Annotated in this window: 22 protein-coding genes; 16 read left to right on the top strand and 6 right to left on the bottom strand. The window is 71.7% G+C overall.

Translation table 11 applies throughout. From position 1 onward, the window contains the following. Positions 1 to 540, top strand: coding sequence for a DUF2269 domain-containing protein (locus ACZ6S4_RS11970; protein ID WP_465475075.1), 540 nt, complete (start codon positions 1 to 3; stop codon positions 538 to 540). Here ACZ6S4_RS11970 and ACZ6S4_RS11975 read toward each other — a convergent pair. Together ACZ6S4_RS11975 and ACZ6S4_RS11980 are read right to left on the bottom strand one after the other, a co-directional pair. Next, positions 518 to 2,713, bottom strand: coding sequence for a heavy metal translocating P-type ATPase (locus tag ACZ6S4_RS11975; protein ID WP_465474931.1), 2,196 nt, complete (start codon positions 2,711 to 2,713; stop codon positions 518 to 520). The two genes, ACZ6S4_RS11970 and ACZ6S4_RS11975, sit on opposite strands and share 23 nt — an antisense overlap. 487 nt (positions 2,714 to 3,200) lie before the next feature. Next, positions 3,201 to 4,232: a LacI family DNA-binding transcriptional regulator gene (locus tag ACZ6S4_RS11980; RefSeq protein ID WP_465474932.1), complete on the bottom strand. Its 1,032-nt coding sequence runs from the start codon at positions 4,230 to 4,232 to the stop codon at positions 3,201 to 3,203. Positions 4,233 to 4,262: 30 nt separating this feature from the next. Here ACZ6S4_RS11980 and ACZ6S4_RS11985 point away from each other — a divergent pair, with 30 nt between their 5' ends. After that, positions 4,263 to 4,616, top strand: a complete 354-nt coding sequence (locus tag ACZ6S4_RS11985) for a hypothetical protein (RefSeq protein ID WP_465474933.1) — start codon at positions 4,263 to 4,265, stop codon at positions 4,614 to 4,616. After that, positions 4,586 to 5,470 carry an MFS transporter gene (locus ACZ6S4_RS11990; RefSeq protein ID WP_465474934.1) on the top strand — a complete coding sequence of 295 codons (885 nt, stop codon included), beginning with the start codon at positions 4,586 to 4,588 and terminating at the stop codon, positions 5,468 to 5,470. The genes ACZ6S4_RS11985 and ACZ6S4_RS11990 overlap by 31 nt, the downstream gene beginning before the upstream one ends. 626 nt (positions 5,471 to 6,096) lie before the next feature. Here ACZ6S4_RS11990 and ACZ6S4_RS11995 read toward each other — a convergent pair. Further along, entirely contained in the window at positions 6,097 to 6,858 is a 762-nt protein-coding gene (locus ACZ6S4_RS11995) for a methyltransferase domain-containing protein (protein ID WP_465474935.1), read from the bottom strand. A 75-nt stretch (positions 6,859 to 6,933) separates the two neighbouring features. Between ACZ6S4_RS11995 and ACZ6S4_RS12000 the strand changes: the two genes are divergently transcribed. Then, entirely contained in the window at positions 6,934 to 7,350 is a 417-nt protein-coding gene (locus ACZ6S4_RS12000; RefSeq protein ID WP_465474936.1) for a MerR family transcriptional regulator, read from the top strand. 99 nt (positions 7,351 to 7,449) lie between these two features. Here ACZ6S4_RS12000 and ACZ6S4_RS12005 read toward each other — a convergent pair whose 3' ends face one another. Further along, a complete protein-coding gene (locus tag ACZ6S4_RS12005) occupies positions 7,450 to 8,196 on the bottom strand; it encodes an alpha/beta hydrolase (protein WP_465474937.1) in 747 nt (248 codons plus the stop codon). 187 nt (positions 8,197 to 8,383) lie between these two features. Between ACZ6S4_RS12005 and ACZ6S4_RS12010 the strand changes: the two genes are divergently transcribed. From ACZ6S4_RS12010 to ACZ6S4_RS12020, 3 genes are all read left to right on the top strand, one after another. After that, positions 8,384 to 8,914, top strand: coding sequence for an EXLDI protein (locus ACZ6S4_RS12010; protein WP_465474938.1), 531 nt, complete (start codon positions 8,384 to 8,386; stop codon positions 8,912 to 8,914). A 110-nt stretch (positions 8,915 to 9,024) separates the two neighbouring features. Beyond that, on the top strand, positions 9,025 to 10,005 hold the full coding sequence (locus ACZ6S4_RS12015; protein WP_465474939.1) for an ABC transporter ATP-binding protein: 981 nt from the start codon (positions 9,025 to 9,027) through the stop codon (positions 10,003 to 10,005). Continuing rightward, complete coding sequence (locus ACZ6S4_RS12020) at positions 10,002 to 10,790, top strand: ABC transporter permease (RefSeq protein ID WP_465474940.1); 789 nt, start codon at positions 10,002 to 10,004, stop codon at positions 10,788 to 10,790. The genes ACZ6S4_RS12015 and ACZ6S4_RS12020 overlap by 4 nt, the downstream gene beginning before the upstream one ends. 377 nt (positions 10,791 to 11,167) lie before the next feature. On the opposite strand, the gene ACZ6S4_RS12025 is transcribed toward ACZ6S4_RS12020, so the two are convergent. Then, positions 11,168 to 12,133, bottom strand: a complete 966-nt coding sequence (locus tag ACZ6S4_RS12025) for a GlxA family transcriptional regulator (protein WP_465474941.1) — start codon at positions 12,131 to 12,133, stop codon at positions 11,168 to 11,170. Between the two features lie 70 nt (positions 12,134 to 12,203). Here ACZ6S4_RS12025 and ACZ6S4_RS12030 point away from each other — a divergent pair, with 70 nt between their 5' ends. The 9 genes from ACZ6S4_RS12030 (at position 12,204) to ACZ6S4_RS12070 (ending at position 21,251) form a co-directional block, all read left to right on the top strand. Then, positions 12,204 to 13,208, top strand: a complete 1,005-nt coding sequence (locus tag ACZ6S4_RS12030) for an EamA family transporter (RefSeq protein WP_465474942.1) — start codon at positions 12,204 to 12,206, stop codon at positions 13,206 to 13,208. Then, on the top strand, positions 13,178 to 14,530 hold the full coding sequence (locus ACZ6S4_RS12035; RefSeq protein WP_465474943.1) for an ABC transporter substrate-binding protein: 1,353 nt from the start codon (positions 13,178 to 13,180) through the stop codon (positions 14,528 to 14,530). Before ACZ6S4_RS12030 ends, ACZ6S4_RS12035 begins: the two co-directional genes overlap by 31 nt. 1 nt (position 14,531) lies before the next feature. Next, entirely contained in the window at positions 14,532 to 15,431 is a 900-nt protein-coding gene (locus tag ACZ6S4_RS12040) for a carbohydrate ABC transporter permease (protein ID WP_465474944.1), read from the top strand. Between the two features lie 33 nt (positions 15,432 to 15,464). Then, positions 15,465 to 16,358 (top strand): carbohydrate ABC transporter permease, encoded by an 894-nt coding sequence (locus ACZ6S4_RS12045; protein WP_465474945.1) that lies wholly within the window; start codon positions 15,465 to 15,467, stop codon positions 16,356 to 16,358. A gap of 8 nt (positions 16,359 to 16,366) precedes the next feature. After that, positions 16,367 to 17,335, top strand: a complete 969-nt coding sequence (locus ACZ6S4_RS12050) for an NAD(P)/FAD-dependent oxidoreductase (protein WP_465474946.1) — start codon at positions 16,367 to 16,369, stop codon at positions 17,333 to 17,335. Between the two features lie 93 nt (positions 17,336 to 17,428). Then, positions 17,429 to 18,250, top strand: a complete 822-nt coding sequence (larE, locus tag ACZ6S4_RS12055; protein WP_465474947.1) for an ATP-dependent sacrificial sulfur transferase LarE — start codon at positions 17,429 to 17,431, stop codon at positions 18,248 to 18,250. Further along, the gene (larB, locus tag ACZ6S4_RS12060; protein WP_465474948.1) at positions 18,243 to 18,917 is read left to right on the top strand and encodes a nickel pincer cofactor biosynthesis protein LarB; all 675 of its coding nucleotides are present in this window, start codon (positions 18,243 to 18,245) and stop codon (positions 18,915 to 18,917) included. Before larE ends, larB begins: the two co-directional genes overlap by 8 nt. Beyond that, positions 18,914 to 20,146, top strand: a complete 1,233-nt coding sequence (gene larC / locus ACZ6S4_RS12065; RefSeq protein ID WP_465474949.1) for a nickel pincer cofactor biosynthesis protein LarC — start codon at positions 18,914 to 18,916, stop codon at positions 20,144 to 20,146. Before larB ends, larC begins: the two co-directional genes overlap by 4 nt. A 25-nt stretch (positions 20,147 to 20,171) precedes the next feature. Beyond that, positions 20,172 to 21,251 (top strand): LacI family DNA-binding transcriptional regulator, encoded by a 1,080-nt coding sequence (locus tag ACZ6S4_RS12070; RefSeq protein WP_465474950.1) that lies wholly within the window; start codon positions 20,172 to 20,174, stop codon positions 21,249 to 21,251. Here the strand turns inward: ACZ6S4_RS12070 and ACZ6S4_RS12075 are convergent. Beyond that, positions 21,152 to 22,474, bottom strand: a complete 1,323-nt coding sequence (locus ACZ6S4_RS12075) for a lactate racemase domain-containing protein (RefSeq protein WP_465474951.1) — start codon at positions 22,472 to 22,474, stop codon at positions 21,152 to 21,154. The two genes, ACZ6S4_RS12070 and ACZ6S4_RS12075, sit on opposite strands and share 100 nt — an antisense overlap. Positions 22,475 to 22,479 lie beyond the last annotated feature (5 nt).

Genomic DNA, 22,479 nt, shown 5'->3' on the forward strand with positions numbered 1-22,479 from the left:
ATGCCACCCGCGGTGCGGCGCCTGATGCTCGTCGCCCACGTCGCCTGTTCCGTCGGATGGCTCGGCGCGGTGGTCACGTCCCTGGCGCTGAGCGTGATCGGCCTGAGCTCGGACGACGGGGAGCTGGTCCGCGCGGTCCACCTGACGCTGGAGCCGCTGGGCTGGTACGTGCTCGTCCCGCTCAGCGTGGCCTCGCTGGCCACCGGGGTGGTGCAGTCACTCGGCACCACGTGGGGCCTGTTCCGCCACTACTGGGTGCTGATCAAGCTGCTGATGAACCTCTTCGCGACCGGCGTGCTGCTGCTCTACATGGGCACGCTCGCCGTCCTGGCCGACCGGGCCGAGGCGGCGGCGCCGGGCAGCGACGGGACCGCCGGCCTGGCCGACCCGTCCCCCGTGCTGCACAGCGCTGCCGCCGTCGTGCTTCTCCTGATCGCCACGGTGCTGTCGATCTACAAGCCGCGCGGCACGACCGGCCACGGTCGGCGTGCGCAGCTGCGGCAACAGCCCGCCGGGGTCACACCCTCGGGCCGGGCGTGAGCCGCACCCGCCGCAGCAACTGGGCGTTGAGCGCCACGACGATGGTGGACGCCGACATGAGCACGGCGCCGACCGCCGGGCTGAGCGTGAACCCGGCCCAGGCCAGGACGCCCGCGGCGAGCGGGATCGCGATGACGTTGTACCCGGCCGCCCAGCCCAGGTTCTGCACCATCTTGCGGTAGGACGCCCGGGACAGCCGGATCACCCCGGTCACCCCGCGCGGGTCGGACGAGGCGAGCACCACGCCGGCCGACTCGATGGCCACGTCCGTGCCGGCCCCGATGGCGATGCCGACATCGGCGCGGGCCAGCGCGGGCGCGTCGTTGACGCCGTCGCCCACCATCGCCACGGTCAGCCCCCGGCCCTGCAACTCCGCGACCGCGCGATCCTTGTCGGCCGGCAGCACCTCGGCGAAGACCTCGTCGACGCCGGGCCGGAACCCCAGGTCAGCCGCGACCGCCTCGGCCACCGGGCGGGCGTCCCCGGTGATCATCACGATCTTCCGCACGCCCTGCGCCCGCAGGTCGGCGATGGCCTCGCGCGCCTCGGGACGAACCTCGTCCTCCAAGGCGAACGCGCCCAGCACCTGCGGACCGCCGTCCGCGGGCCGTTTTTCTTCGAAGGACTCAGGCGTCAATCGCAGCAGATGCAGGACCGCGGCGCCACGCCGTGACCACTCCTCAGCGGTACGGCGCAACCCGGCCGGCACCTCGACGTTCAGCTCACGCAGCAGGGACGGTCCACCCACGGCGTACGCGGTGTCATCGACGACCGCCTGCACCCCGCGGCCGGTCAGTGACCGGAAGTCCCGGGCCGACGCACGCAGTCCGCGCTGCTCGGCGACCGCGACGATGGCTCGGGCCAGCGGATGCTCACTGTCCGCCTCGACCGCGGCGGCCAGGCGCAACACGTCGTCCTCGTTCTCACCGTCCGCGACGGCGATGCCCGTGACGGTGTGGGCGCCCTTGGTCAACGTTCCGGTCTTGTCGAACAGCACGGCGTCGACGGTGCGCATCCGCTCCAGCGCCAGCCGGTCCTTGACCAGGATGCCGGCCTTGGCCGACACGGCCGTGGACAACGCGATCACCAGCGGAATGGCCAGGCCGAGCGCGTGCGGGCACGCGATGACCAAGACCGTCACGGTACGGACCACAGCCCCGTCCACATCACCCAGCAGCCACCACACCACGAAGGTGAGCGCCGCCGCGGCCGTAGCGATGGAGAACAGCATCGCGGCGAACCGGTCGGCGAGAACCTGCGCGCGGCCGTTGGAGGCCTGTGCCTGCGCGACGAGACGCCCGATGCCGGCCAGCGCGGTGTCCTCACCGATCGCGTCGACCCGTACCCGAAGAGCGGAGTCCGTCGCGACCGTGCCGGCCACGACCCGATCGCCGGCCGCCCGGGCCACCGGGCGGCTCTCCCCCGTGATCATCGACTCGTCGAGCTCGGCCGAACCCTCGACGATGCGACCGTCGGCAGGCACGCGGGCGCCGGAGCGCACCAGCACCGTGTCACCCACCCGCAGATCGGCGACCGGCACCCGGTCGACGTCGCCGGCGGCGGTGATCCGCTCGGCGTCATCGGGCAGCAGCGCGGCCAGGGCGGCCAGGGCGCCCTGGGCCTGGCCGATCGCCTTCATCTCCTGCCAGTGCCCGAGCAGCATGATGGTCACCAGGGCGGCGAGCTCCCACCAGAAGTCCAGCTCGAACGCCCCGAAGCTGGTGGCCAGCGATGCCGCGTAGGCGACGGTGATGGCCATCGAGATGAGCAGCATCATGCCGGGCGCCCGGTCCCGAACCTCGGCGACGGCGCCGGCCAGGAACGGCCACCCGCCGTAACCGAACACGAACGTGCCGAGGACCGGGCCGACGAGGCTCATCCCGGGGAAGTCCAGGGAGTAGCCGAACCAGTCCATCACCATGTGACTGGTGAGCACGATCGGCAGGGTGAGGGCGAGGCTCAGCCAGAACTTGCGCCGGAACATCTCGGGGTCGTGGCCGGCGTGCTTGTCATGGCCCTGATGCCCGCCGTGGCCGGCTTGGTCGTCGTGATCGCCGTGGCCGGCTTGGTGGTCGTGATCGCCGTGGCCGTCGCTGTGGTTGCCGTCGTGGTGGTGCTCGTGGACCGCCGTGGTCGGGCCCTGGGCCCGGCCCTCACTGTCTACAGAATTCATCGTGGCCACCTCCGGGAGTCAAGGTATACCCCCTGGGGGTACCCGGCAAGGTCTGTCAGGTCACAGGCTCAGGCGTCACAACCGCCTCGCGATCGGCTGCCGCCTCGCGGTCAGCCGGCGCCTCGCGATCGGCCGCCGTCTAGTGATCGGCCGGCGCCTTGCGATCGGCCGCCGCCTCGTGATCGGCCGCCGCCTCGTGATCGGCCGCCGCCTCGTGATCGGCCGCCGCCTCGTGATCGGCCGCCGCCTCGTGATCGGCCGGCGCCCCGTGATCGGCCGGCGCCCCGTGATCGGCCGGCGCCCCGTGATCGGCCGGCGCCCCGTGATCGGCCGGCGCCCCGTGATCGGCCGGCGCCCCGCGATCGGCCGGCGCCCCGCGATCGGCCACCGCCCCGCGGGCTGCCGCCGCCCGCGATCGGCCACCGCCTCGCGATCGGCCGGCACCTTGCGATCGGCCACCGCCCCGCGATCGGCCGGCACCCCGCGGTCAGCCGCCGGTGGACGCGCGTCGGACCATGTGCCAGGCATTGCGGAAGTCCGGTGCCGGATCGCCGAGCGCCGCCGCGGCGCAGGCAGCCCCCTGCTCGCGCAACGACTGGGCCACGGTGGTGAGCCCGTGCTCCCGGGCGAGCGCCGAGTCGTCCCAGCCGCTGATCCGTACCCGATCGCCCGCGTCGCGCAGAGCGGCCAGCGCCATCGGGTCGTTCATCGCGGCGACGGCGTCGATGCCCGGTGCCGATGCGAGGAGCTTGCGCATGACCGCGCGGGCTTCGGCCTCGTCGTTGGTGCGGCACACCGCGACCGGCACCTGGGACCAGTCGAGGCCGAGCTCCTGGGCGGCGTCCCGGTAGCCGGCCAGCCGGTCCCGGGTGACGGGATACGCGATGCCACCGGGGTCGAGGCCCGCGCGGATGAAGGTGTCCCGCTGCCGGTCGACGGGGAAGCTGAGCACGGCTGGGCGCCGGGCAGTCGCGAAGACCTCAGCCCCAACCGCGCGGGCCGCAGCGCGGTTGTCGATGCCCAGCGTCACCGTGCCGTCCAGAACAGGTCCACTGTGGATGACGACCGGACGGCGGGTGCCCGTGGCGGCGGCGAGCACCGGGTCGTCGGCTGTGGTCGTCCAGACGACGTAGGCATCGACCGCCGCGGCTGCCACCCGGTCACGGTCGTCGTCACCCGTACCGGTGGGGACGATGAGCAGGCCGTATCCGCGCTCGGCGCAGACCTCGGCGATGCCGGCGAGGAACAGGACCGCCTGCGGGTCGTCGAAGGCGTAGGTGAGGTGCTCGCCGAGCACGACGCCGACGGTCCGGGTGGCGCCGTACCGCAAGGACCGGGCGCTGGGATCCGGCCCGGCGTAGCCGAGCGCCGTCGCTGTCTCGAGGACCTTGGCCCGGGTCTCGACGGAGACCCGCTGCGGACGGTTGTAGGTGTAGGAGACGGTCATAGGCGACACGCCGGCCGCCCGGGCCACATCGGTCATCGTGACCCGGCGGGAGGCGGGCGGGCGCGGTTGCACCCGGCCATCGTAGCTGTGTAGCGTTACACAATGCAGCTCGCCACGTCGTACCACCGCCTCACCACAGCCGCCTATCTCGCCTCGGGGATCTTCGGCGCGTTCTGGGGCACCTGGGGCTCGGCCGTGCCGCGAGTTCGTGACCAGGCCGGACTCGATGACGCCCAGCTCGGCATCGCCCTGCTGTTCATCAGTGCCGGCGCCCTGCCCGCCATGCTGCTGACCGGTCGGGCGCTGGACCGCTGGGGTCTGCGCTGCGCCGCCCTGCTGGTGGTCGTCCTCGGCGGGGCCGGGGTGGTCGCGGCCGTCACGGCGAGCGGGCTCGTCAGCCTGTGTGCCGGCCTCTCGGCGTGGGCATGGCCAGCGGCGCAGCCGACGTCGCGATGAACTCGATCGGCGGCCGCGCCGAGCAGCGGTCCGGCCGGCCGGTCATCACCCGGGCCGGGGCCGCGTTCTCCACCGTGGTCGTCGTATCCAGCCTCGGCACCGGTGCGGCGTACGTCCTCGACGCGCCGACCTGGGTGCCGTTCGCGGCCGTCCTGCTGCTGTCCGTTGTGACTGGTGCCGCCATCAACCGAGCCCTGCCCGCCGGCGACTCCGGGCCGGTCCTGCCCGAGCCGACACGGGGCGTCCGGATGCCGCTTGTGCCGCTGCTTCTCGTGGGTACGCTCGGCGCGCTCGCGTTCGCCGGCGAGAACGCCCATCAGAGCTGGGGTGCGGTCTTCCTGGAGGACGTCCTCACCACCGGGCCGGGGCTGAGCGCGCTCGCACCTGCGGTGTTCGCCGCCGTCGTGGCGGTCACCCGCTTCGCAGTCAGTGCGCTGAGCCCGGCCCACGCCCGCGTGGTCCTCGTCCTCGGATCCCTCGTGGCCGCGGCCGGCGCGACGGTGGTTGCGCGGGCCACGTCCGTGCCGGTCGCTCTGGCCGGGCTCGTTCTCGCCGCCGCCGGGACTGCGGCCCTGTTCCCGACGCTGCTGAGCATCGTCTCGCGCAACGTCGTCGAGTCCTCGCGCGGGCGAGCGACCTCGATCGTGACGGTGGTGTCGTACCTCGGCTTCCTGCTGGGTCCGGTCTACGTCGGCCTGTGGGCGTCAGCGGCGGGTCTGCGCGGCGCGATGCTCGCGGTCGCGGCGCTCGGTGTTGTCCTGGCTGTGCTGACCTTGCCGCTGCTGGCTCTGAGCCGATACGTGGTGACGCCCCAGCCCGCCGTGCCGCACTACCATCCAGCCCGCCGGACCTGACTCTCAGCGCCTGAACCGACTTTCAGCAGATTGCCGACCGCTTCCAACACTCAACGAGTCGCAGCTGGACCAGGACCCGGCCGGGGTCAGCGCGACGCGCGGACAGCAGACTGGCCGGGCGCCGGCTCACAGCGGCAGGCCAGGACGTTAGCGACTTCAGGCTCACCCCAGCATCAGGATGCCCACCTGTGCCTGACCTCCAGCGGCAGGAAACCGATCACCCGCCGGCCTTCTGCCTGGACCAGCCAGCCCGCCACCCAATACTCAGCGCCGAGACCAAGAGCCGGCCATCCCGACCATCAGCACCGGGACCATCCAAGTCCGTTACGCCCCGGCTCTCAGCGGCACGACTGGAAAGCTTGCCACCCGCCGGCTATCAATGGCGGTCCCAGAGCCGGCCACCCTCAGGCGCACCCCGGCATCGGCAAATCCCACGCATCCTCGAATCTCAGTGGCACGAACAGAAACAACACCATCCGCCTGGGTGCCGGCCGCGGATGAGAGCCGAGCGTTGCTCCCACCGGCAATGCCAGCGCCGGCCACCTCAGGCGCACCCCGCCATCAAGAAGCCCACCCATCCCTGAATCCGGAGCGGCACGAACAGCAACCCAGCCACCCGCCGACTCTCAGCGGGTCCCGGCGGCCAGGAACATCGGGACAGCTAGCAGCAACCGACCCGCAGCGGCACGCCGATTCTGTTCACCGACCCACCCCTCAGCCTCCTCATCGCTGATGGCACCGGTGTTGCGAGCCGCAGCCGCATGCCCGGCGAGCAGCGGCAAAGTTGAGGCGTCGGTGAACACCATGGTGTGCACCTCAAGCTCCACCTCCCGGAAACCCGCGTTCAGCAACAGATTGCGGTAAGCGCGAGCAACCCGAGGATGGCGGATCGTGTCCGCACGCGCGTACACGATCCGGCGAGTCAGAGCCCCCTGATCGGAGTCGATCACCATCGTGTCCCAGTCCTGACCCAGCAGCACTATGCGACCACCGGGGGCAAGGACCCGGCGAGCCTCGACAAGGGCGGCGACCGGATCGGGCAGCACGTGGTAAACCTTGTCCGCCCGGTAACCCTGCGCCGCACCCTCGCCCAAGGGCAGATCGGCCGCATCGGCGGCGCGCAGGTCGAGCTCCGGGAAGCGGTCGCGGGCCGCCGCCAGCATGGCGGGATCGAGGTCCACGCCGACGGCCCGGGCGCCGCGCCCCGCGAGTTCGGCCACCGCGCGGCCGGTGCCGCAGCCGACGTCGACCACCGTCGCGCCTGTGGACAACCGCAGCAGCTCATAGCTGCGCGCGCGTAACGTGACGGCGCCGGGCGTGTTCTCGGCGGCGTCGAGTGCTCGGATCAGAGTGTCGGCGTCCGTGTGGGCGCTGTGCGTCTCGGGCATGCGGCCGAGTGTGCGACTTCAGGTCGACCTGAAGTCAACCTGACCTGAAGTCAAGAAAGCGGGAGGGAAGGGTCGATGGAGTATTCGATCGGCGAGCTGGCACACCGCTTCGGCCTGGCCACGCACGTGCTGCGCCATTGGGAGGACATGGGCCTGCTGACGCCGGCGCGGCGGGTCGCGGGCCGCCGGGTGTACGGCACCGCGCACGTGACCCGGGTCGCGGAGATTCTCCTGGGCAAGGACGCGGGCTTCAGCCTGGAGCAGCTCCGGGAGCTGTTCACCGCACCGGACCGCAGGCAACGGCGTGAGGTGTTGCGCAGCCAGCTCACTCAGGTGCGGGAGCGGATCGCCCGACTCACGCTGTCGCAGACGTTGCTGGAGCACGGCTTGCGGTGCCGGCACCAGGACTACCAGGCCTGCCCGCACTTCCAGGCGATGGCGCTCGCCCGGGTCGACGGGGTGGACCTGACCGAGGCCCTGGACCACCCATGACGTCCGAACTTCCAGGCGATGGCGCTCGCCCGGGTCGACGGGTGGACCTGGCCGAGACCATGGGACCACCCGGGACGTCCGACCCGGGCGACCCAATCGTCAGTACAGGTGCCGGGCGAAGAACCGCAGCGCACTGTCCAGCTCGAACATCGGCACATCCCCGTGCCCGCCGGGGTTGGCATGCAGCGTCTTCTCCGCGGAAGCGAAGAGCTCGAACAGCGCCAGGCTCGCCGCCCGCGGCACCAGCCGATCGTCCCACTGCACCAGGAACTCCACCGGCACGGTGATCCGCGCGGCCGCCTCCGCCGACGTCTCCGCCCCGTTCAGACCCAGCACCGCGGCCCGGACGCGCGGCTCGGCGGCGACGAACGGAACGCCCAGCCCGCAGCCCATCGACATCCCCCAGTACCCGACCGGTCCCGCGCCGACATGGTCGAGCTTCTGCAGGGCGTCGATGGCCGCTCGCCATTCCGGTACGGCCTGCCCGGCAAGCAGATTGTGCAGCGAGGCAACCACCGGGGTTGGTTCTCCCCCGGCCTGCGCGCGACTGCGCAGCTCGCCGATGATCCGGTCCTGTTCCGCACTCCGCGGCCGGTCACCGTGACCGGGCGCGTCGAGGGCCGCCACCGCGAAGCCACCCTCGGCGACGAAACGGCGGGCCCGTCCCACGATGCCGGGAGCCTGTTTGTGCTGACCGCCGCCATGACCCATCAGGATCAGCGGACGGACGCCGGCGGCGTGCTCCGGCGTCCACAAGACGCCCGGGACGACCGCACCCAATGGTGAGGTGAGCGTGAAGAGCTGTTCGGTGACGCCGTCCGACGACGTCCGCGAGGTGAAGCGCATGAGGTGTGAAGCCTTTCGGGATGCCTTTCGCGGGCACTCCCCCAGAACTAGCGAGCTAGACCTTTCGAAGGAGGGAGTCCCGACCTGTCACAGCGTTGATCGGTCTCACCTCCTCGGGTCACATCAGCGGCGCTGAACGTATCACAGCGCCATTGTGTGTACGTACATGTATGCGTATAGTCAGCGCATGCCCAACAAGACGATCTATGTGGCCGACGACGACCTGCCGCTTTATCAGCGTGCCCAGGAGTTGGCCGGCGGCACGCTCTCGGCGACCATCACGGCGGCGCTGCGCCGCTTCGTCGAGGTCGAGGAGGGCCGCAAGCAGGGCTACGACGAGATCGTCGTCCGCGTCGGCCCCGGCCTCGGCCGCAAACAGCGCTTCTCCGGCGTGCTCCTGGCCCAGTGGGAACGATCCACCAACGAGCGCACGGAGACCTTCCGCGTCTACCGGTCCCGCAGCGAGAAGTTCGTCGTCCACCTGGAACGCTCCGAGGCCTACACCAACGTCGGCCCGAACGCCGAGAAGTGGAACACCGGCTGGCGGGCCTGGGTCGGTGACTGGAGCGCCGACCAGACCTTCACCCGTACGCCGGCCGAGTCGAGCCTGCGGGTCGCCGGCTCGCTGGAGGAGCTGCGCGGCATGGTGCCGGACGAGCTCTACGACGTGGTCGCCGACCTGGTCGACCAGCCCACCATCGAGGACCTCGACATCTGAGCACCACCCACCGGCTGTGACAAGCAGCCTTCGCCCGGTCCCGCTCCGGCGGCTCGACCGGCGATGGCGCCTGTCCCCGGCGCGGCCACCTGCGACCTGAAGGAGAAGCAATGGCAGCGACGACCATGACCCGGCCGGCCATCTCGGTGTCCGGCCTGCGCAAGACGTTCGGCGGCACAGTCGTCCTGGACGGCATCGATCTCACGGTCGCCGAGGGAACGGTGTTCGCCCTGCTCGGACCGAACGGAGCGGGCAAGACCACCGTCGTACGGATCCTGTCCACGCTGGTGCCCGCCGATGCGGGATCGATCCGCGTCACCGGCCATGACGTGACCGGCGAGCCGGACGCTGTCCGGGCCGCGATTGGCGTCACGGGCCAGTTCTCCGCCGTCGACAAGCTGCTCACCGGGGAGGAGAACCTCCGGCTGATGGCCGACCTGCACCATCTCGGTCGCGCTGAGGGCCGGCGCCGTGTCAACGAGCTGATCACGCGCTTCGGCCTGGCCGATCTGGTCCGCACCCCGGCCTCGGTCTACTCCGGAGGGATGCGTCGCCGGCTCGATCTGGCGATGACGCTGGTCGGCAGTCCGCGGCTGATCTTCCTGGACGAGCCCACAACGGGCCTCGACCCGCGCAGCCGGCAGGCGATGTGGCAGCTCATCCGCGGACTCGCCGCCCAGGGAGTCACGGTGTTCCTGACCACCCAGTACCTTGACGAAGCCGACGAGCTGGCCGACCGGATCGCCCTGCTCGACAACGGCCGCATCGTCGTCGAGGGCTCCCCCGACGAGCTCAAGCGCAAGGTTCACGGCGGGCACATCATGCTCACGTTCGCCGACCCCGCCGCGTTGCACGCGGCTGCCGACGCGCTCGGATCCGGACAGCGGGACGACGCCGCGCTCACCCTGCAAGTGCCGAGCGACGGCGACGTGCGATCACTGCGGTCCGTTCTGGATCGGCTCGAGCACGCGGGCACCGAGATCGACCGGCTGTCGATCCACACTCCGGACCTGGACGACGTCTTCTTCGCCTTCACCGGGCAGCCCCGGTCCACCGCCGCCCCGGAAACCGATCAGGAGGGACCCCGATGACAAGTCCGGCCCGCGCCATGACCGACTCAGCGACCATGCTGCGCCGGCAGCTCCGCCACATCCGGCGCTATCCGTCACTGACCGGCATCCTCGTCGGTGTCCCGGTCATCTTCCTGCTGCTGTTCGTCTACGTCTTCGGAGCCACGCTCGGCGCCGGTCTCGGCGCCGGCGGTGACCGGGCCGCCTATCTCGACTACCTGGTGCCCGGCATTCTGCTGTTCGCGGCGGCCGGCGCCGCCCAGGGCACCGCTATCTCCGTGGCCATGGACACGACCGAGGGCATCATGGCCCGTTTCCGCACGATGGCCATCTCGCGGGCCTCTGTGCTGACCGGACATGTGCTCGGCAGCATGGCGCAGACCGTGCTCAGCATCGCCGTCGTGCTCGGTGTCGCGCTGCTGATCGGCTTCCGCCCCGATGCCACCGCCGTCGAGTGGCTCGCCGCCGCGGGTGTCCTCGCCGCCGTCGCGTTCGCGCTGATCTGGCTCTCGGTTGCTCTCGGCCTGGTCAGCGACAGCGTCGAGACCGCGAGCAACCTGCCCATGGTCCTCACCGTGCTGCCGTTCCTGGGCAGCGGCTTCGTGCCCACCGCCACCATGCCCGCCGAATTGCGCTGGTTCGCCGAGTACCAGCCCTTCACCCCGGCCATCGAGACACTCCGTGGACTGCTGCTCGGCACAGGCATCGGCACCAGCGCAGCGATCGCGCTGGCGTGGTGTGCGGCAATCGCGCTGGCGTCCTACCTGTGGGCCAAGCGCCTGTTTTACCGACGGGCCGCGCAGTAGCCGCCGCCCGGCGGGCGAGGGCGATGGTTCCGGCCGGACAAGGACCGGACCCGGCGGCCTGCTCGCGGAGAGCCGCCGTTCAGTAGGCGGGCCGGCGACGTGCTCGCAGAAGACGGCCACCCAGCAGGCGAGCCCAGCGGACCCCGTCACGAAAGGCGCCCACCCAACAGGCCAGCCCAGCGGACCCCCTCACGAAAGGCGCCCACCCAACAGGCCAGCCCAGCGGACCCTCTTACGAAAGGCACCCACCCAACAGGCGAGCCCAGCGGGCCCCCTCACGAAACGCGCCCACCCAGCAGCCGAGCCCGGCGGCCCGCTCACGGAAGGCGCGCCCAATCACCGGGCGAGCCGGAGACTTACTCGCGGACCGGACCAGGTCAGTGGGCGGGCGTACCGAACGCCGTGCGGTATTGCTCCGGGCTGACGCCTCGCACAGCCCGGAAGTGCCGCCGCAAGGTGTCCGGACTGCCCAGTCCACACCGCCGTGCAACAGCAGCGATCGTGGCCCCGTCACGTTCCAGCATCTGCTCGGCCAGGCGGACCCGTTGCGAGCGGACCCAGGCAGCCGGGCTGGAGCCGGTGGCGGCCGCGAAGTGCCGGGCGAAGGTTCGCGGTGACATCGCCGCCCGGGCGGCCAGCGCGCCCACGGACAGATCCGCGTCCGGGTGCGCGGTGACCCAGTCCAGCAGATCGGCCAGGGTACGCGAGCCCGGCAGCTGCGGGGCGCTCACCGGCGTACGGGTGAACTGCGACTGCCCGCCGCTGCGGTGGGCCGGCACGACCAGCTCGCGCGCCACCCGGTTGGCGACGTCGGCGCCGTGGTCGGCGCGGATCAGGTGCAGGCACAGGTCGATCGCGGCGGACGCCCCGGCGCTGGTCGCGATGGGACCGTCGACCACGTAGATGCTGTCCGGGTCGACGGTCGTGCCCGGATGGCGGGCGGCGAGGTCGTCCGCGTACCCCCAGTGGGTGGTGGCGCGGCGCCCGTCGAGCAGCCCGGCCTCGCCAAGCACGAACGCTCCTGTGCAGACCGCGGCCAGCCGGGCGCCGCGGGCGGCGGCCCGGCGCAGCGCCGCGAGCAGCGCGGGCGTCGGTGGCGGAATCGGCGGGGCGGCGCCGGTGACGATGATCAGGTCGGCGGTCGCGAGCCGGCGCAGGGTGTGGGTCGGGGTGACCGAGAAGCCGGTGGAGGTGGGCATCGGCGTGCGCCGCTCGGCGCAGACCGCATACCGGTACGACGGCAGCTCCGGGTCCAGCCGGCGCAGCCCGAACAACTCACTGACGATGCCCAGCTCGAAGGCCGGCACCGGGGCGGCGACCACCACCGCGACGTCCGACGGCATCGTCCCATCTTGGCAGAAACTGCGGGGTGCCTGGCAAGTCTGCCGTCCCGGATCGGGGCACGGTGAAGGTATGCCTCTTCTCGGACCTCTCGCGATCGTGTACGTCGTCTGGGGCTCGACGTATCTGGCCCTGAAGGTGGCCGTCGAGCACCTGCCGCCGCTGACCCTCAGCGCGGTGCGTTTCCTCGTCGCCGGGCTGCTGCTCTACGCCTGGTGTGCCTGGCGGCGGCGGCAGCGGCCGGATCGGAGCTGGCGCCGGCCCACCCCGGCGCAGTGGCGGGCCGGCCTGGTCCAGGGCCTGCTGCTGCCGGCCGCGGGCACCGGCGGGGCGACGTGGGCGGAGCAGGAGATCTCCTCCGGTACGGCGGCCCTGCTGCTCGCCACGATCCCGCTGTGGATGGTGCTGGGCACCCGCATCGTCGACCGGGAACGGATCAGCGCGCCGGTCGCCGTGGGCCTGATCGCCGGGATCGCCGGCGTCGGCGTGCTGGTGAACCCGTTCTCCGGCACCTCACCCGACCCGCTCGCCGCCGCGGTGGCTCTGGGTGGGGCGATGTCCTGGGGCCTCGGCTCGGTGTACGGCCGCCACGCCGCGCACCCGGAGCAGCCGCTGCTGGCCAGCGCCGTGGAGATGATCTGTGCCGGCGCTGCCCTGGCCGTGCTCGGTGGCCTGGGCGGCGAGTTCGGCCGGATCGACCTGTCCGCGGACGTGACCGGCTCGCTGCTGGCGGTGGGCTACCTGATCGTGTTCGGCAGCCTGCTGGCCTACAGCGCGTACGAGTGGCTGCTGCGGCACGCACCGGCCCGGATCGCCGGCACGTACGCCTTCGTCAACCCGGTGGTGGCGGTGCTGCTCGGCTGGTGGCTGCTGGACGAGCCGCTGGGTGGTCGCACTGTCCTGGCCGGTTTGGTCATCGCCGGTGCGGTGGCACTGATCGTGCTGCCCGGGAGACCCGCGGCCGGCTCCGGGCGTCCCGAATTGCGGAGGGATCGACGCGATCCTATATTCCGGCTACGGGAACGTGCGCCGACAGGAGAACATCGATGTTCATCCGATCGATCCGGGCGGCAGTGAGTGCCGCCCTCGTGGTGGCGATGGCGGCCGGCTGTGGCGGGGTCGGCAGCTCCGGCGAAGACTCCGACAACGCCACGGTGACCCTGACCATGATGGGTTTCGGCACCGGCGACGAGGTCGCGAAGACGCGGTTCGACGCGGCCAACGCCGCGATCGCCCCCAGCAGCGCCAAGGCGTCCGAGGGCAGCTTCAGCGCCCAGCAGTTCCTGTCCGCGGTGGCTTCGGGCAGCCCGCCCGACCTGGTCTACCTGGAACGACGGCTGCTCGGCACGTACGCGGTCAAGAAGGCGATCCTGCCGCTGACCGACTGTGTCGAGCGCGAGAAGATCGACCTGGGACAGTTCCGTCCGGCCGCGGTCACCGAGGCCACCCTCGGCGGCACGCTGTACGGCCTGCCGGAGTTCTACAACAACCGGGTCCTGATGATCAATGACACCGCCTTCGCCGAGGCCGGACTGGACCCGGCGGCGTTCAGCACCGCCGACTGGCCGGCTCTGACCGCCGCCACCAGGAAGCTCACCGCGATGCGCGGGGGCAAGCTGTCCCGGATCGGCTTCGACCCCAAGATCCCCGAGTTCCTGCCGATGTGGGCCCGGGCCAACGGCGGCTCGCTGGTCAGCCAGGACGGCCGGACAGCGCAGCTGACCGATCCGAAGGTGGTCGAGGCGCTCACCTTCGCCGTCTCCCTGATCAACGCGCAGGGCGGCTGGGCGAAGTTCAAGTCCTTCCGCGACTCCTTCGACTTCTTCGGCGCCAAGAACCAGTTCGCCACCGATCAGCTCGGGGCCTTCCCGATGGAGGACTTCTACCTCAGCGTGCTGGGCGAGAACTCCCCCGACGTGAAGCTGACCGTTGCCCCGTTCCGCGGCGTCGACGGGCAGCCGGTGGACTGGATCACCGGCAACGCCTGGGCCATCCCGGCCAAGAGCGCGCATCCCACCCAGGCCTGCAAGTGGATCAAGAAAATGACCGAGACCGACTCCTGGATCGCGGCCGCCAAGGCCCGGGCGGCGGCCCGGCAGGCCGAGGGCGCGCCGTTCACCGGCCTGTTCACCGGCAACATCAAGGCCGACGAGGTGATCTTCCAGGACGTCGTGAAGCCCACCGGTCACGCCGGGTTCGACGCCGCCGTGCAGACGGTCCGGCAGACGCAGGAGGCCGGGTTCTCCGAGCCGGCGCTGGCCGCCGGCGAGGAGTTCAAGGCGGCCTGGCAGGACGCGGTGAACCGGGTGCTGGCCGGCGAGCAGCAGCCGGCCGCAGCACTCGCCCAGGCTCAGCAACAGGCGCAGGCGGCTCTGGACAAAGCCAACAGCGGCTCCTGAGATGACGGCGCGCCGTCGCGAGACCTGGGCCGCGTACGGCTTCCTGTCGCCGTGGATCGTCGGGTTCCTGGTGTTCCTGGCCGGGCCGATGGTCGCCAGCCTGGTGCTGTCCTTCACCGACTACGACGTGCTGACCAGCACCGCCTTCGTGGGCGGGGAGAACTACCGGATGCTGCTGGCCGATCCCAAGGTGCGCGCCGGCCTGGCCAACACGATGTTCTACACCGTGCTGCACGTGCCGCTGACCATGGCCGTGGCGCTGGGACTGGCCATGCTGCTGGCCCGGGCCGGGCGCCGGTCGGCCGGCTTCTTCCGGACGATCTTCTACCTGCCGACGATCACCCCCAAGGTGGCCGTGGGCGTGCTCTTCCTGCTGCTGTTCAACGGCCAGATCGGCCTGATCAACGAGGCGCTCGGGTGGGTCGGGATCAACGGGCCCGACTGGACCTCCGACGGGCCGTGGATCAAGCCCGGCCTCGTGCTGATGAGCGCCTGGAGCCTGGGCAGCACGGTGATCATCTACCTGGCCGCGCTGCAGAACGTGCCGCGCGACCTCTACGAGGCGGCCGAGATGGACGGCGCGTCACCGTGGGCCCGGTTCCGGGCGGTGACCGTGCCGATGATCAGCGGCGCGCTGTTCTTCACGCTGATCATCAACACGATCAGCTCGCTGCAGACCTTCGACGAGGTCTACACCGCGTTCTTCGGCAGCGCCAACCAGCAGACGTACGGCAACGACGCGGCCCTGTTCTACGTCATCTACCTGTTCCAGCAGGCGTTCCAGTTCCTGCACATGGGCTACGCGTCGGCGCTGGCCTGGCTGCTGTTCCTGATCATCGTGCTGATCAGCCTGGTCCAGGTCCGGCTCAGCCGCCGCTTCGTCTACTACGAAAGCGAGTGAGGCGATGACTGCGCGACGAGAGCGAGTGAGGCCATGACCGCGCTGCAGGAGCCGCAGGCCCTGGCTACCGTGGACACCGGCGCGCCCCGGCACTCCGGGCGCCGGCAGCGGCACCGATGGGTGCTGTGGACGGCCCTCTCGGCCGCCGCCGTGGTGTTCCTGTATCCGTTCGCGTGGCTGATCAGCGCGTCGCTGAAACCGCGGCCGGAGGTCTTCGACAATGTGCTGGTCCCGCGGCACTGGGCGCCGGAGAACTACGCCACCATCTGGTCGGCGGCGCCGGTGTTCACCTGGATGGTCAACAGCGTCGTGGTCGCGCTGGCGGCGGCCGCGGCGGTGACCGTGTCGAGTGCGATCGTGGCGTTCGGCTTCGCGTACTTCCGCTTCCCCGGACGCAATGCGCTGTTCGCCTCGGTGATCGGCACGATGATGCTGCCCGGCGCGGTCACGATGATCCCGACCTACCTCATCTGGAACGAGCTGGGCCTGGCCGCCACGCAGGTGCCGCTGTGGGCGAGCAACCTGTTCGGCAGCGCGTTCTACATCTTCCTGATCCGGCAGTTCTTCCTCGGCGTGCCCCGCGAGCTGTTCGAGGCGGCCCGGGTGGACGGCGCCGGCTACTGGCGGCTGTTCTGGCGGATCGCGGTGCCGCTGTGCAAGCCGGCGCTCATCGTCTCGTTCGTCTTCGAGCTGCGGGCGAGCTGGTCGGACCTGCTCAAGCCGCTCATCTACCTGCGTGACCCGGCACTGTTCACGATGCCCCGGGGCATGAAGTCGATCCTCGACCAGTTCGGCCAGGCCGGCGAGGCGCAGTGGGAGGTGGTGCTGGCCGGTGCGGTGCTCACCACCGTACCGATGATCATCGCCTTCTTCCTGTGCCAGCGGTACTTTGTCGAGGGCGTGGCCACTCAAGGCCGCAAGGGGTGAGCAAAGAGATGCGAGCAGTCGATGTCGCCGTCATCGGGGCCGGCCCCACCGGGCTGTTCGCCGCGTACTACGCGGGCTTCCGCGGCCTGACCGTGGCGGTGGTGGACACGCTGCCGGAACCGGGCGGGCAGATCACCGCGCTGTATCCGGAGAAGGACATCTTCGATGTCGCCGGCCTGCCGTCGATCAAGGGCCGCGACCTGGTCACCAACCTGGTCGCCCAGGCGGCGCCGTTCGCGCCGCACTACCTTCTCGGGGTACGCGCGGAGAAGCTCTCGTACCGCGACGGGCTGCCGGTGTTGCACCTGGCCGACGGCAGCGACCTGGGCTGTGGCGCGGTCATCGTGACCGGTGGCCTGGGCAGCTTCACTCCACGCCCGCTGCCGGCCGCCCAGAGCTTTCCCGGCGCCGGGATCGTCTACTTCGTGCCGCGGCCGGCCGGCCTGGCCGGGCACGACGTGCTCATCGTCGGCGGTGGCGACTCGGCCTTCGACTGGGCGCTGGCGCTGCACGACGTGGCGCGCTCGGTGACACTGGTGCACCGCCGCGACCGGTTCCGGGCGCACGCCGCCACTGTCGCCCGGGTCCAGGCGCTGCCCGTGACCATCCTGGTGAACGCACAGGTCACGGCCCTGCACGGGGTCGAGACGGTGACGCATGCGGACGTCGCGGTGGACCGGGCCGGGACCACCCGCCTGCCGGTGGACACCGTGGTGGCGGCGCTGGGCTTCACCGCCGACCTCGGCCCGCTCGCGGAGTGGGGGCTCGAGCTGGACCGCCGGCACATCGTGGTGAGCAGCACGATGGCGACCAACCTGCCGCGGGTGTTCGCCGCCGGGGACATCGTGGACTATCCGGGCAAGGTGCGGCTGATCGCCACCGGCTTCGGCGAGGCGGCCACCGCCGTGAACAACGCGGCCGTGGCCATCGATCCCGGCGCCCACCTCTTCCCCGGCCACTCCTCGGAGGGCGGCTGACGCGGCACAACTTCTGGCAATCGCTTGCCAATGCTCGGGCCGGACGCTTGGGATGGTGGGTGGACCGACATCCCGTCGAGGGAAGGACACTCCATGATCGGTGCGGCCGCCGTCACCGACCGGCTCGCCGGCATCGGCCGGCTGGGCGTCGCGTTCTCCGGCGGCGTGGACTCCTCCGTCCTGCTCGCCCTGGCGGTACGGGCGCTGGGCCGGGATCGGGTCGTGGCGATCCTGGGCGTCTCCCCCAGCCTCGCCGCCGACGAACGTGCCGCCGCCCATCGCGTCGCCGCCCACATCGGCGCGACCCTCGTCGAGGTGGTCACCCACGAGGGCGACCGGGCGGCGTACCGGGCCAACGGGCCGGACCGCTGCTTCCACTGCAAGGACGAGCTGTTCACCGTCATCACCGACGAGGTCGTGGCCGGGCACCGGCTGGACGCGGTCGCGTACGGCGAGAACGCCGACGACGCCCGCCGGCCGGACCGGCCCGGTGCGCGTGCCGCGGCCGAGCACCGGGTGCTGCGGCCGCTGGCGGACGCCGGGCTCGGCAAAGCGGCGGTCCGTGAGATCGCCCGGGAGCTGGGCCTGCCGTGCGCGGACAAACCCGCCGCGCCCTGCCTCGCGTCCCGGATCCCGCACTTCACCGAGGTCGTGCCCCGCAAGCTGGTGCAGATCGACCGGGCCGAGGCGGCGCTGCGCCGGCTGGGCTTCACCGACCTGCGGGTACGCCACCACGGCGACATCGCCCGCCTCGAGTTGCCCCCGGAGGACCTGCCGCGCGCCGTCACCGACCCGCTGCGCACCGCCATCCGCGACGCCGTCGTGGCGGCGGGTTTCCGCTTCGTCACCGTCGATCTGGCCGGCGTGCAGTCCGGCGCCTTCACCCTGCCGCTGGTCCGGGCCGGCGATGTCTGACGAGCTGTCCGGCTTCGCGCAGCTGGATCTCGGACGCACCGCCCGCCGCGGCTATCCGGAGGCGATCTACTGCGAGGGCAAGACCCCGGAGCAGGTCGCCGGCATCGCGGCCGCCGTACGCGCCCGCCCCGACGTGGTCACCCTGTTCACCCGGGCCGGGCCTGCCCACGCCAAGGCGGTCCTGCACGAGCTGCCCGACGCCGTCCACGACACCGAGGCGGGCCTGCTCGCCTGGCCGCCCGAGCCGCCGGAGAGTACCGGCGGGCTGATAGTCGTGGTCGCGGCCGGCACCTCCGACCTGCGGGTCGCGCGCGAGGCCAGGCAGACCGCGCGCTACCTGGGCCGCCGCACCGAACTGGTGGTCGACGTGGGCGTGGCGGGGCTGCACCGGGTGCTGGGCCAGCTCGACCTGCTGCGCCGGGCCCGGGTCGTCGTCGTGGTCGCCGGGATGGACGGCGCTCTGCCCAGCGTGGTCGCGGGTCTGGTCGCCGCGCCGGTGGTCGCCGTGCCGACGTCCGTGGGCTACGGCGCCGCCTTCGGCGGACTGGCGCCGCTGCTCACCATGCTCAACTCCTGCGCGCCCGGCGTCGCGGTGGTCAACATCGACAACGGGTACGGCGCCGGCCACCTCGCCGCGCAGATCGCTGCCCCGGCGGACGACGCGTGAGCCCCGGCCGGCACGCGTGGATCGACGCGTCGGCGGGCGTGGCCGGCGACATGCTGCTGGGCGCCCTCGTCGACGCGGGAGCCGAGCTGACCGCCGTCCAGCGGGCGGTCGACGCGGTGCTCCCCGGCTCGATCGAGCTCACGGCGACGACGGTTACCCGGGCCGGGCTGCGGGCGCTCAAGGTCGACGCGCAGCCACTCGTGGCCGACCCACCGCACCGCACCTGGCACGGCATCCGCGAGCTGCTCGCCCAGGCCGACCTGGCCGGCCGGGTCCGCGACCGGGCGGGCGCGGTGTTCGCCCGGCTCGCCGACGTGGAGGCACGGGTGCACGGCATACCGGTCGACGACGTGCACTTCCACGAGGTCGGCGCGCTGGACTCCATCGCGGACGTGGTCGGGGTCTGTGCCGCCCTGGAGGAGCTCGACGTCGCCACCGTGTCCGCGGGTGAGGTGGCGGTGGGCTCCGGGCGGGTCCGGTCCGGCCACGGCGACCTGCCCGTACCCGTACCGGCCGTGGCGCAGCTGGCCCGCGGCTGGCGGGTCCGCGCCGGTGGCACCGGCGAGCTGGCCACCCCGACGGGGATGGCGGCGATCCGGGCGCTCGCGACCTCCTGCGAGGACCTGCCGGCGATGGCGGTCGAGGAGGTCGGGTCCGGCGCCGGCGGCCGGGACACCCCGGGGCGGGCGAACGTGGTCCGGGTCCTCGTGGGTGTCCTGACGCCCGCGGAGCCCGCCGAGCCGATGATCATGCTGGAGACCAACGTCGACGACCTCGACCCGCGGCTGTGGCCGGGCGTGCTGGCCGGACTGCTGGCCGACGGTGCCGCCGACGCGTGGCTCGTACCGATCGTCATGAAGAAGGGTCGTCCCGCGCACACCTTGAGCGTGCTGTGCCGGCCGCATAGCGCCGGTGTGCTGCGCGAACGGATGCTCCGCGACACCAGCACACTGGGTGTCCGCGAACACGTGCTGCACCGGTACGCGGTGCCGCGGGCCTTCGTGGACATTGAGCTGAACGGCGGCACGATCGCGGTCAAGGTGGCCCACCGGGACGGCGTCATCACGCAGGTCATGCCCGAGTTCGACGACGTCGCCGCGGCGGCCCGCCGGCTGGGGCGTCCCGAGCGGCTGGTGCTGCACCAGGCCGCCGCAGCGGCAACCGCGGCCGGGCTGGTCGTGGGGGCCGCATACCACGACAGCCATGAATACCGGACCGGCGTCTTTTGACCGGACCGGGCCTACGATGAGCGGCATGGGGCGACGCCCGACGATCTACGACGTCGCGCGGGAAGCCGGCGTGGCCGCCTCCACCGTGTCCCGGGCCTACTCGCGGCCGGGCCGGGTGCACGCCGAGACCGCCCAGAAGATCTTCCAGGCGGCGGAACGCCTCGGCTACCGGTCCGGGCCGCTCAACGGCCAGCAACCCGGCGTCCGGCCCACGCACCGCTCGATCGGGCTGGTCATCGCCGACGTCACCAACCCGTTCTACGGCGAGATCATCAAAGGCGGGTACGAGGCCGCCCGCGAGGCCGGATACCAGCTGGTCCTGCTGCACACCAACGAGTCGCCGGAGGTCGAGCGGCAGACCATCGAGCGGGAGATGGAACAGGTAGACGGCATCGTCATCGCCAGTTCCCGGATGAGCGACTCGGCCCTGCGGATGATGGCCAAGCAGAAGCCGGTGGTGCTGCTCAACCGGATCATCCCCGAGGCCAGCTGCGTGGTGAACGACAACGAGCGCGGGATCCGGCAGGCGGCGGAACACCTCTGCGCGCTCGGCCACGACTCCGTGCTGTACGTGGCCGGCCCGGAGATCAGCTGGGCCGACGGGGTGCGCTGGCGGGCGCTGCGGGAGGCGGCGGCTCAGCTGCCGCTCGACGTACGGCGCATCGGCCCGAACGAGCCCACCGTGCTGGCCGGGCTGAGCGCCGCGCGGCGGGTGGCCGAGCTGGGCGCGACGGCGGTGCTCGCGTACAACGACATGCTGGCCATCGGGATCATGAACGGGCTGCACAAGCTGGGCGTCACCGTCCCGCACGACGTCAGCGTGGTCGGCTTCGACAACATCGTCTACGACGAGCTGGTCAATCCGCAGCTGACCACGATCGCCTCGCCGCTGTACCGGATGGGCCTCACCGGGGTGCGCAACTGCATCGCGGTGTGGCACGGCACCCGGCCCAGCGGCACGCCCCTGGTGCTCCCGGTCCGCCTGGTCGTCCGCCAGTCGACGAGTCAGCGCAGGCGGAAGAGCACCTCCCCGGCCCGCGGCACGACCAGCGTGTCCGGGTCGGCCGTGAAGTCGGCGACGTCGATCGTGGCCGGGTCGCGGTAGCCCAGGTTCAGCGCGCGGCAGACCTCTTCCGGGATGCCGGTCGCCAGCGTCACATCCACCCGCAGCCGCTCCTCGCCGGTCGCCGGGTCGTACGTGCCGGCCCCGCGCAGGTGCGTGGAGTGCGCGAGCACGCCCCAGTGGATGTGCTTGAAGGCGTCCCACTGCCGCACGAAGTAGTCGCGGCAGTGGTAGCCGATCTCGTGGATCTCCGGGTGGCTGGTGGCGATCTCGCGGATGTGCGGGGCGTACAGGATGACCTCGCCACCGTCGGCCACCACCGGCTCGACCTTGTAGACGCCCTTGGCGCCGGTCCAGATCTCGCCGTACATGGGCGGGACCAGCGACAGCACCCGGCGGACCGGCGCGTCGAGGTAGGTCACGTGGGTCGCGGCGCTGATCTCGGCGGCGCTCTCCCAGGACGAGACGCAGTCGCCGAAGGAGACCGAGTGCAAGGCGGTGCCGCGGTCGCTGTCCGCGGGGATGCCGTCGTCCTCCTCCGGCGTCTCGGCGGTCACCACGCACAGCGCGTACGTGCGCGCGGGGATCAGGGCGGCGCCGTCGTTGATCAGCGCCCGTACCGGCGTGACCTCGGTCGTACCGATGATCTCGGCCGAGGTGATCAGCGCGCCCAGCCAGTGCGACACGTCGATGATCTTCTGACCGGCGACACCGGGGAAGAAGTACTTGTTGCCGCCGGACATGCCGACAACCTCGTGCGGGAGCACCGGCCCGACCACCAGGGCGATGTCGTGGTCGACCACGGCCCGGTTGAGCAGCACCTCCACGTCGCCGCTCATCCGGCCCTCGGAGAGCTCCTCGATCCGCGCGGACGGGATGGTGCCCAGGTCGGCGAAGGTCTCGGGCTTCCACCACTCGTGGTTGCGCACGGTCGTGCCCGGATAGACATCGGCCAGGTCCCGCCCGCGGTATCCGAGGTGCTCGGCCAGCGCGTCGTCGCTCATCGCCCCGTGCGTGCCCAGCGCGATCAGCACGGTGAGCCGGGAGGCCCGCCCGTGCAGGGCCCGGTGCACCGCGCTGACCAGCAGCGGCAGCGGGCAGTTGCGGGTCGCGTCGGGGACCAGCACGCAGACGCTGAGCCCGTCGGCGTCGATGCCGGCCAGCTGCTCGGCGATGAAGGCGGTGACCTCGCGGGCGCCGAGGACGCGGTCCGCGCCACCGATCCGGGCCGCACGCTGCCTGGTTCCGGTCGTCAGGGAAGTCATGTCCT

Source organism: Actinoplanes sp. NPDC051405, from assembly GCF_055586185.1.